Consider the following 1,088-nt stretch of genomic DNA (forward strand, 5'->3'; position numbering starts at 1 on the left):
TACGAGGGCACCGACCGCGAGATCGTCATCCAGGAATCGGTCTACTCGCGCCACGGCGCCAACCGCCTCTTGAAGTTCGCCTTCGACCTGGCCCAGAGCCGCGCCAAAAAGCACGTGACCCTTGCCACCAAGAGCAACGGCATCGCCATCAGCATGCCCTGGTGGGACGCTCGCGCCGACGACATCGCCAAGGCCTACCCCGAGGTCACGCTGGACAAGCAGCACATCGACATCCTCACCGCGCGCTTCGTGCTGCAGCCCGGGCGCTTCGACGTGGTGGCCGCCACCAACCTGTTCGGCGACATCCTCTCCGACCTGGGGCCGGCCACCACCGGCACCATCGGCCTGGCGCCTTCGGCCAACCTGAACCCCGAGCGCACCTTCCCCAGCCTGTTCGAGCCGGTGCACGGCTCGGCGCCGGACATCTACGGCCAAAACATCGCCAACCCCATCGCCATGATCTGGTCGGGCGCGCTGATGCTGGACTTCTTGACGCAAGGCCAGGGCGCGGGACGGCAGGCGCACGATGCCATCGTGGCGGCGATCGAGGAGGTCATCAAGACCGGGCCGAAGACACCCGACTTAGGGGGCACGGCCAACACCACGCAGGTGGGCGAAGCCATCGCCGCGTGCATCGCCAGGCGCTAGCCCATCGGCCCCGTCATTCCTTTTGCTATTAAATTTGTAGCACGATGCCCTAGTGTTATTTGCACTGGAGCCCGATTTCATTCAAATCCCATTCTGTCCTTGCCATGCCCCTGACCCTCTACCGCCCCGACCTGATCCGCAGCGCCAACTTCATCGCAGGGCACTGGCACCCCGGCCCCGGCGCGCTGCTGCCCGTGACCGACCCCGCCACCGGCACCGTGATCACCGAGGTGCCCGACTCCGGCGCCCCCGAGGCCCGGGCCGCGCTGGAAGCCGCCCATTCCGCTTTTCCTTCCTGGCGCCAAGTGCCGGCCAAGCAGCGCGCGGCCATCATCAAGCGCTGGAACGATCTGGTGCTGGCCCACCAGGACGACCGTGGGCGCCCTGATCTCCCTGGAGCAGGGCAAGCCCCTGGCCGAGGGCAAGGGCGAGGTGGCCTA

At 67.0% G+C, this 1,088-nt stretch carries 1 protein-coding gene and 1 pseudogene; both read left to right on the top strand.

From position 1 onward, the window contains the following. On the top strand, positions 1-648 hold a 648-nt coding region (locus tag AC27KI_RS25560), incomplete at its 5' end, for an isocitrate/isopropylmalate family dehydrogenase (RefSeq protein ID WP_487116606.1). Between the two features lie 104 nt (positions 649-752). Beyond that, positions 753-1,088, top strand: a pseudogene (locus tag AC27KI_RS25565) (aldehyde dehydrogenase family protein); the annotation flags it as partial.

Source organism: Acidovorax sp. KPB24-03, from assembly GCF_057546605.1.